The 9,132-nt window shown below is 40.8% G+C and carries 6 protein-coding genes, 2 tRNA genes and 1 pseudogene; 4 read left to right on the top strand and 5 right to left on the bottom strand.

Annotated features, from left to right (window positions below; all coding sequences use genetic code 11):
• Positions 1–335 precede the first annotated feature (335 nt).
• The 3 genes and pseudogenes from COV43_02440 to COV43_02430 all read right to left on the bottom strand — a co-directional run bounded on the left by COV43_02440 (position 336) and on the right by COV43_02430 (position 1,200).
• A tRNA-Leu gene (locus COV43_02440) sits at positions 336–426 on the bottom strand.
• A 19-nt stretch (positions 427–445) separates the two neighbouring features.
• Positions 446–521 (bottom strand) — tRNA-Cys (locus COV43_02435).
• Positions 522–597: 76 nt separating this feature from the next.
• Positions 598–1,200 (bottom strand): annotated as a pseudogene (locus tag COV43_02430) (hypothetical protein).
• Between the two features lie 153 nt (positions 1,201–1,353).
• On the opposite strand from COV43_02430, the gene COV43_02425 reads away from it, so the two are divergent.
• Complete coding sequence (locus COV43_02425) at positions 1,354–2,055, top strand: hypothetical protein (protein PIR26240.1); 702 nt, start codon at positions 1,354–1,356, stop codon at positions 2,053–2,055.
• A gap of 16 nt (positions 2,056–2,071) precedes the next feature.
• Complete coding sequence (locus COV43_02420) at positions 2,072–2,503, top strand: single-stranded DNA-binding protein (protein PIR26239.1); 432 nt, start codon at positions 2,072–2,074, stop codon at positions 2,501–2,503.
• Between the two features lie 196 nt (positions 2,504–2,699).
• On the opposite strand, the gene COV43_02415 is transcribed toward COV43_02420, so the two are convergent.
• Both COV43_02415 and trxB read right to left on the bottom strand, forming a co-directional pair.
• Complete coding sequence (locus COV43_02415; protein ID PIR26238.1) at positions 2,700–3,833, bottom strand: hypothetical protein; 1,134 nt, start codon at positions 3,831–3,833, stop codon at positions 2,700–2,702.
• Complete coding sequence (gene trxB / locus COV43_02410) at positions 3,830–4,759, bottom strand: thioredoxin-disulfide reductase (GenBank protein PIR26237.1); 930 nt, start codon at positions 4,757–4,759, stop codon at positions 3,830–3,832. The genes COV43_02415 and trxB overlap by 4 nt, the downstream gene beginning before the upstream one ends.
• 164 nt (positions 4,760–4,923) lie before the next feature.
• Here trxB and COV43_02405 point away from each other — a divergent pair, with 164 nt between their 5' ends.
• On the top strand, positions 4,924–6,435 hold the full coding sequence (locus tag COV43_02405) for a hypothetical protein (protein PIR26236.1): 1,512 nt from the start codon (positions 4,924–4,926) through the stop codon (positions 6,433–6,435).
• 37 nt (positions 6,436–6,472) lie between these two features.
• Positions 6,473–9,127: a hypothetical protein gene (locus COV43_02400; protein ID PIR26235.1), complete on the top strand. Its 2,655-nt coding sequence runs from the start codon at positions 6,473–6,475 to the stop codon at positions 9,125–9,127.
• The last annotated feature ends 5 nt before the right edge of the window (positions 9,128–9,132 follow it).

The following is a 9,132-nucleotide window of genomic DNA, read 5'->3' as shown; positions in this document are numbered from 1 at the left end:
TTTTTTGAGGTTGATTTTTGTTGAGCCTCCGAAAAAACACACCGCTCAAGGTCCGCTATCTTGAAAAAATGGGTTTTTCAGGGGGAACTAATATAGTTTCCACCATCAGATTTGATATGTGTAGATTTTCGATACCAAGCTTGAACACCCTTTTGAAAGCAAACATCTGCCATATTTCCTCCTCTATTTTGGACACGATTCAAAAGTCTTATCGCAAGAGTTATAAAAATGTTGCTTGTTTTTTTATTTTCAGATTTCATTATAAAATTCAATTAGTTAACGAATATAAAAAAACGCCCCAGCAATTGAGCTGAGGCGTTTTTGTTTGGCGAACTTTGTGCCCAGGACCGGACTCGAACCGGTACGGAGGTCGCCCTCCATTGGATTTTAAGTCCAAGGCGTCTACCAAGATTCCGCCACCTGGGCAAAAAAGAAATTCTCTTACTTGAGGCGCGAGCGGGAGTCGAACCCGCGAATAACGGTTTTGCAAACCGGCCCCTTAACCACTTGGGTATCGCGCCATTGTTGGTATATTTTATACTTTCTCTTTAAGTACAGAGCTAACTCCAACTTTTCATACATAAAAGCTAGTACTTGCATAGCTTCATGAGTTGAAAATCTCAATTGATAACTTCTTGTACTTTTAACTACGTTTTGTTTTTTTACAAAAGAAATATTTGCCAAATGCTGAGATAACGTAGTTAAAAACTCTTTACTTCCTGATGTAAAAGCCACCTGAAGTCTTTTTCCTTGATTTGTTATACTCACACAACCATCACCATCAAAATATCCGCGAATAAAAAATGAAAGATATTCTTGAGGTACATATGGAAATTGCATGTCCAAAGACTTGTCAGGCTTCAAACCGAGCTGAACTAATTGCTGAAAAAGCACCTTATTTCCAATACTGAGCACATAACTTGGCTTGCTCCAGTAGATTTTATTATGGCTTATAAGTTTTCGTACACCTCTTTTTTGTATTTTAACTTCGCTCCCTAGCACCAACTTGACCTGTTGTAATAAACTTTTATCATTGCTTACAAACCTCAAGTAACAACATCTAGCAACTTGAGACTCAATTAAAGTACCATCTGCAAAAGCATATCCTAATACGTAAGCCATTGAAGGAGACCATTGCTTAAAAAATTCTTCATGGAATTTTTTACGGTTATGCCCACCTCTTTTTTCGGCAATTTCCATACTTTCAGTTACTTATACTTACCACTTGGCTACGCCGCCATTAACTTCAAAAAATGAAACTGCGGGTTCCTAGCATGCACCCTTCTTCGCGTCAAGAAACAGAAAAAAGAAAAAGGTATTGCTGCTCCAAGCAAAGCCTGTTAAGTGCCGCACATGACAAAAAAACACCTCCTCCCCTGCCTGGCTGTATTGATGCTTCTTTGCCAGTGTGCGGGAAAACATAAAACCGCAAAAAATTACACCATCACTCCAGAGACCTCAAGCTCTCAGGAACTGATTGCGGCTGCATTGAAAGCGGGAAACGCCTCCGAGCAAGCCTTTCATACTGGCACCAGACTTCAGGCCAAAAATGAAGCCGAAAAAGGCATGGCGCTTGCGGCTCGTTGCATCGAACGCTATCCGGAAGAAGCAGGCTGCTACTATTATCATGCCGTCAACACTGGCCTCTTCTATCAAGCGCGAGTCATTGGATATCAAGAAGGCATTAAAAGCATGCTTTCCGATTTAAACCAGGTGATTCACCTCAACCCCGCTTATGAAAACGCTGGCGCCTACAGAATTTTGGGCCAAGTGTACACCGAGCTTCCGCAAACAACACTCTATCCAGATGGAATTACGCGCGATTTAGAAAAAGCAGAAAAATACTTGCAAGAAGCCATTAATCTTGCTCCTGATTATCCAGAGAATTTACTTTCCTCCGCGGACACACTTCTCAAACTTGAAAAAACTGAACAAGCTCACGCTCACATTCAAAAAGCGAAAGAAAAAATTCCGTTGTGGAAACGCAACACCGATTACATGAGATGGATTGATCAAACTAAAAAGCTTGAAGAAAAAATTGCATCGAAACGTTAACCTGTGAGGTAAAAATATGGCAAGTGTAAACAAAGTAATCATCATCGGAAACCTTGGGCAAGATCCTGAAAAAAAAGTAACTGGAACTGGCCAAGCTGTCACCACGCTGAATATTGCAACCAGCGAAAAATGGAACGACAAGTCTGGGCAACGCCAAGAAAAAACTGAATGGCACCGTGTTGTCGTTTGGGGTCCTCAAGCAGAAAATTGCGCGCAATATCTTTCAAAAGGCCGCCAAGTCTACATTGAAGGCCGCCTTCAAACGCGTGCATGGGATGATAAAGATGGAAACAAACGCTACACTACAGAAGTGGTAGCTCAGCGCGTTCAGTTTTTAGGTTCGAAAGGTGAAGCAAGCACGGGCTCTTCTTATGAAGCTGCTGGCGAAACCATTCCAGGCTTCGACACCGGCGCAAATGAATCAGCTTTTGATGATGTGCCGTTTTAAAAATTATAGCGCCCTGTTGTTTTTTGGTTTGTCATCCTGCGTATCCTCTTTGTCATTCCCGCGAAGGCGGGAATCTAGTGGTTTTAAAAGTGAAGTAGAATTGTGGATCCCCTGGTCAAGCCAGAGGATGACAAACAAAAAACAAGAGCACTAAGTACTAAACACCACCACACTTTCAAACCATCGCCCTATTGGACTATTGTCCCATTGAACTATGAGTAGCGGAACGCGCATACCAATCACCTTGGTAACCCTTCTGCTCTTCCGGGCCAAAGCGGATTCCAAGAGAAAAGAAAGTGGTGAAGTCAACTGACGGGCCAACGGATAAAACATCTTCCGAAAAACCAAACTGCCAAAAAAGATCATTGCCCGCAAGCAAGCCTGGCTCTTCACCTCGAAAGCCAATGATTAAATCTAGCGGAACATCATTCCAAGGTGTCAAAGCTGTTCCCTTCAAAAGTGCAGTGCCACCACTCAGTTGCACAATGGCTGACCAAGTTGGAAGCAATGAACATTCCGCAGCAAAACTAAACGCGAAACGTTGATCATTCATGTACCCTTGCAAAGCACTAAGACCACTTGTGCTTACAAGTGCTGTATTCAGATAAGCTCGCAAGCTCTTAAAGGAAGCATCCGCAGCAAGGCCCAGTAAAAAATCTGGCCGCCCGGAACTAAAGCCAGAATGTACTGTTCCCGTCGGCACTTTAAAATCTACAAACCATGCTGCATTTATTTTATCTTGATCTTCATGAAAAAATTGCTGCTTCAAACTGAGAACAATATCTCCAAGATCAAAATCTGCTTCCGGATAAGAAAATATATTCGTTCCATTTTTCGAAAGCTGATAATTGAAGGTTCCGTTGTTCACAAATTCTCTTCCACCTCGCGGAAAAGAAAAGGCATTATGATAGGAATCGAGAAAGGCATCCAAAAAACCGCCTCCAGTTGTGTAAAAAGGAAGACGTGCACCAAGTTCTATATCACCTTGAAAACCGCGATGATATGAAAGTGCGGTTTCATGAACTTCCATATCCACATTGAGATCGTAAGTATTGTTAGATTCCCACTCGAACACATTGCTAAAAGCATAATCGAGTTGAACTTCACTTGAGCCAGGAAGAAGCGCAGTTGCGCGTCTTGCTTGAAGCTGCAAGTTTTGAAGGTAAATGGGATTCTGACTCACAAGAGAAATGGGACCAAAACTTTTGTAAGCAGCTGCAAAAACTTGTGATGAAGAAAAAAATGAAGACACGATAACGCAAAACAAAAGTGAAAGAAAAACATGAAGCCCTTTCACTCTGGTTTTAAGGTTATTCACGGGGTATCCTATTCATGCCCTTGCAAAAAGCGCTCAACATCAATTGCTGCCATGCAACCAGTTCCAGCCGCTGTAATGGCTTGGCGATAGATGCTGTCTTGGGCATCGCCGCAAGCATAGATGCCATCTACACTTGTGGCCATCGATGATTTTTTGGTGATGATGTAACCAACGTCATCTAATTCAAGTTTACCTTTTAAAAATTCAGTATTGGGCTTGTGTCCAATAGCAATAAATAAACCTTCGCACGCAAAATCACTTTCTTCACCTGTTTTTAAATTTTTCAAGCGAATGCCCGTAAGTTTATCTTGATCAACTCCGTGAACATCAATCACTTCAGTATCCCAGATGAATTCAATTTTTGGATTTTCAAATGCTTTCTGCTGCATAATTTTTGAAGCACGAAGTGAATCTCTGCGGTGAATCACCGTAACTTTTGAAGCAAATTTTGTGAGAAAAGTAGCTTCTTCCATTGCGGTATCACCACCACCTACAATCACAATTTCTAAGCCCTTGAAAAAGAAGCCATCGCAGGTAGCGCAGGCAGAGACGCCTTTTCCCATGAGCTTCATTTCATTTTCAACACCTAATAATTTTGCCGTTGCACCTGTTGCTACAATAATTGTTTTTGCTTGATAGGTTTCACCTGTGTCGGTGGTGAGCACAAAAGGTCTTTTTGAAGTGTCAATGGTTGTAATAGTTTGCTGAATCATTTTTGTTTCGAAACGAAGCGCTTGCTTGCGCATGTCTTGCATCAACTGCGGACCCATAATGCCATGTTCAAAACCAGGAAAATTTTCAACATCGGTTGTAATGGTAAGTTGACCACCCGGCTGAGAGCCTTCAAACAAAAGTGGTTGCAACTCAGCACGTGCCGCGTAAATGGCCGCTGTGTACCCCGCTGCGCCTGAACCAATAATAATCACATTATGAACCATACCATCTCCTTCTGAAATTTAAGTTGGTGGAACCTAGCCGCTTCCCCAAAAAAGGTCAACCTTCCAAAGCGCTACATATTCGTCGAACTTACAACAATAGCCGCAGAGAAAACGCTTGAAATTCAAGCTCTAAACTTGGTTTACAATTTGCTTTTCACTTTCTCATGCTGTCTGAAATTAGAACGGGAAGTCTTTATGGAATTAATGCTCATCTCATTTCAGTTGAGGTGGACGTGCAAAAAGCTGGGCTTCCTGGCTGGAGCATGGTGGGCCTTGCTGAAACGGCGGTAAAAGAAGCGCGCGACCGCGTTTCCGCTGCCATCAGAAATTCTGGTTACAAAATTCCAAATCGAAAAACCATTGTAAATCTTTCACCGGGAAATGTGAAAAAAACAGGTTCACATTTTGATCTTCCCATTGCCGTTGCACTGCTTCATGCTTGGCAGGTGTGGAAAGCACACAATACAAAACGCTATCTTTTGGCAGGAGAACTTTCACTTGCTGGCGAGCTGCTGAAAATAAATGGTGCCCTCTTGTTTTCACTTCTTGCACGCGATCATCAGTACGATGGAATTATTATTCCGCATGAAAACGTAGACGAACTTCGCATGCTGAAAGATATTGAAATTATTTCCTGCAAAAATTTATGTGAAGTCATTGCCTTTCTTTCACGCGGAGAAAGAATGTCTTCTCCACAAACGCTCAATCGAAAACTTCCGCCAAAGCACTGTTCAAATTTCAGTGAAGTAAAAGGACAAACACTTGCAAAACGCGCACTTGAAATTGCATCGGCCGGTGCGCACAATCTTCTTATGGTTGGACCACCAGGCGTAGGAAAGACAATGCTTGCAGAACGTTTGCCCAGCATACTTCCTCCACTTGAAGAAGAGGAAAAATTGGAAACCATTAAAATTATGAGCTCAAAAGGAACCTACGATTTACAAACCTTGTACTACAATCAGGTTCCGTTTCGCGCGCCACACCATTCGGCTTCGTATGCTGGCCTTGTTGGGGGAGGAAGAAGCACACCACACGTTGGTGAAATTTCGTTGGCACATAATGGTGTTTTATTTTTGGATGAGCTTGCAGAATTTAGAAGAGATGTGCTGGAAGTTTTGCGCGAGCCGCTTGAATCAGGAAAAATCAGCATTTCCCGTTCTGGCATCAGCAGCACTTTTCCTGCCTCGTTTATGCTGATTGCTTCCATGAATCCATGCCGCTGCGGGTATTTGGGCCATGACAAAAAAATTTGTGTCTGCAGCGCGCATGACATTGAACATTATCGGAGAAAAATATCTGGGCCACTTTTAGATAGAATTGATATCAGTTTAGAATTGAAAGCGCCGCAGCACAACACCCTCTTCAGCTCAGAACTTGCCGAATCCTCAGAGCTAATTCAAAAAAGAATTTTAAAGGCACGAAAAATTCAAAAAGAAAGACAAGGCAAAGTAAATGCAAAAATTAATGCTCAAGAAATGAAAAAGTATTGCGTCATTTCCGATGAATCCAAAACCACTCTGCTAAAAGCTGCCGAACACTTATCCCTTTCACCTCGCGCGGTCCATCGACTTTTGCGCGTAGCAAGAAGCATTGCCGATTTAGCACCTCGAGAAAAAATTGAGCATCAAGATATTTTAGAAGCCCTTCGATTACGACCAAGCGGAGAAAAGGTTTAGACCTTGACTTGCCGTTTCAGCACCATTAAATGGCTCCATGCCAAGCACGCTTCTGATAGGCCCTCCAAAAAGTGGAAAAACTGAAAAGCTCTTAGAGTTTTTTTTTCAAGATGAAGCCGCTGTTTATCTGAGTCCAAATAAGCAAATTTCAGAACAAATAAAACATCGCGCACTTCATGAAGGCACGCAAAAAACTATTCTTGAATCACAGTTTCCCACTCCACGTGACTGGTGTTTTAATATTTGTAAGAGCAAAAAAAATATCCTCAGCCAAAATCAGGCCTTACTTCTTTGCTTCAAGGCTTTAAAAAAAACTCACCCTTCACATTCAAGTGAGTCACAACTTCTTCATACGGCAAAAACTTTTTTACATTTACTTCAAAAACTTAAACGCTACACGCTAACTCCGCAAAAGCTGCACGAATCGCTTGTGGAATCTGATCATTTTTTTCAGCTCTTTCTTAAAACATTTGAACTGTACGAAGCCCTCAAAACAAAACATGATGTTCACGATAGTGAAGATGCCTATCTTGAACTTTTTTTACATCTTCAGCAGAAAAAAGAACTTCCTTTTACCACCCTCTGTGTAGATCATTTTTTTAAACCTTCATGTGCCCTCAATCTTTACTTAAGCCTTATCAGACAACATTATCCGCAGGTGAAGATATATCTTGCTTGGGAAACATTTGAACAAAAGCATGAAAACTTAAATACCATTTCTCAAACACTTTTAGAGAATCTGCTTCCAAACCCAGAACACACCTTTCAGTTTGAAACAAAAGTTCACTTCACCCCAAATACTTCACTTATTTCTGTACCTCATCAACATGATGAAGAACAATTTGTGCTGCATACTTTGTTGGGAGAAGAAAATGATTTCTTTCATCCACCAACCGTTTGTCTCCAAGAAAACAAAAGCTTTGAAGGGAATTTAGCTTTTCACTTGAGTTCATTAGATGTTCAATCAAGTTTTTTTCCCAAAACGCCAAGCTGTTTTCCACCACAAGTGCAAAATGAATTGGAAGAGCTGCTTCAGGCATACGCAGATGAACAAGACATCTCCAGCTTTTCCCATGCCATCAGAGAACATTTTCGAAAAAGTTCGCTTCAACAACAATGGAAAGATGACTTTAGAACACAAACCTTTCAGGCAGAGGTAAGTAAAAGTTCATTCACTTTTTCAGTTTTAGAAAAAATATTGAAGGAGCTTGAAATAACGGACAAACTTTTTTCGCTTCCAAACATTTCAAGCCATTTTATGCTAGATCTTATTTTTTACCTTAGCGAAAAAAACTTCTCGCTTTCTTATCAAGCATTTCAGAATGCTGGAATTATGTTCAAAAAATATCGGCAAGGAAATGCAAATTCGCGTGATCGTCTTTTAATTACTCAATGCACTGAAAACAATATTTCTCATTCTCATCAAGAACACGAACTTTTTTCGCGTATTTCATTTTCGAATCAAGACATCCAAAATATTTTTCATGAAAAAACAGAACTTAAAAATGCTGCAGAAAAATATCTGTTTTTGATGTGGGTAACAAAAGTAAATGAAGAAATTATTTTTTCCTTTTCAGAGCAAAATGGTGAAGGAAAAGAAAATCAACCTTCGGAATTTTTGGCGGAACTTTCACTCCCAACTCAAATTGCAACACCTTACTTCCTTCATCCTCAATGGAAAGAAAATGATTTTAAGGAACATCTTTCACTTCAGGTACAACTTGAACTTGAGAGAACGCTTCATATCCCAGAACATTTGACCTACCACGGTCACATTCAAAACCCCGCTCTTCAAAAGCACCTTCACCATATTCTGGAAAGCAAGCCTCTTCGCATAACTGCTCTAGAAACGTTTGCAGAATGCCCTTTCCGCTTTTTTCTCGATTCCATTTTAAAAGTGAAGGAAAAAGAAGAGAAAGATCTTTTAGATTTCGATCCACGTCATCGCGGAACACTGCTTCATCATTTGCTTGAAACATTTTATAAATCTCAAACCTCCGCTCGCAAGCTTGAAGAAATACAAGCAGAACTCAGTGCAATAAGCGCAACTGCTTTTGAAGAGAAAAATATTCCGCATTCTTTATTACAAGAGCTCTGGGAAACGGAGCTCATTAAAACAAGTTCACATCTCTTAAACTATGAGCTTTCTAAAAAATCAGAACTTGAAGACGCTCTCTCACCTCACCTTTTTGAAGTTCCTTTTGGAAAAGATGATCAGCCCTTTATTGTTTCACTTGATGGAAAACTGAATATTGCTTTAACTGGCCGCATTGACCGAGTTGATATCAGCTCAGCCGGAAACACAATTGCGCTGGTGGATTATAAATCTGGAAGAGAAGATAAAAAATTGAGATCACTCATCGAGGAGGGAAAACACTTACAACTTCCCCTCTATGCTCATGCCATGAAGTCACTCTTTCCTCATTACAAAACTGTGGCGCTCAAAATTGTTTCTACACAAGAACCAGAGTCGGAAAATGCTCTTATCCTTAAGGAACTCAACAAAAATCAATTTGGTTTTTCACCACGTTCTCGCTCGCTTATTACCGAAGAGATATGGGATGAACTTTTAGAAACAAGCATGAACTATTCAAAAAAATATCTTTTGGAAATGTATCAAGGACATTTTGCTCCCGAACATTTAGAGCAGTGTAGCCATTGTCCTCACCAAGGTGTTTGCAGAATGAGATAAGAGAC

This window comes from Deltaproteobacteria bacterium CG11_big_fil_rev_8_21_14_0_20_42_23 (assembly GCA_002796345.1).
Taxonomy (GTDB): domain Bacteria; phylum UBA10199; class UBA10199; order 2-02-FULL-44-16; family 2-02-FULL-44-16; genus 1-14-0-20-42-23.
This window is presented reverse-complemented; position numbering and strand designations above follow the sequence as displayed.

Excerpts from the sequence above, each read along its gene's own strand:
- COV43_02405 (PIR26236.1), top strand. The coding sequence starts at position 4,924 with ATGCTGTCTGAAATTAGAACGGGAAGTCTTTATGGAATTAATGCTCAT.
- COV43_02420 (PIR26239.1), top strand. The coding sequence starts at position 2,072 with ATGGCAAGTGTAAACAAAGTAATCATCATCGGAAACCTTGGGCAAGAT.
- trxB (PIR26237.1), bottom strand. The coding sequence starts at position 4,759 with ATGGTTCATAATGTGATTATTATTGGTTCAGGCGCAGCGGGGTACACA.
- COV43_02425 (PIR26240.1), top strand. The coding sequence starts at position 1,354 with ATGACAAAAAAACACCTCCTCCCCTGCCTGGCTGTATTGATGCTTCTT.
- COV43_02400 (PIR26235.1), top strand. The coding sequence starts at position 6,473 with ATGCCAAGCACGCTTCTGATAGGCCCTCCAAAAAGTGGAAAAACTGAA.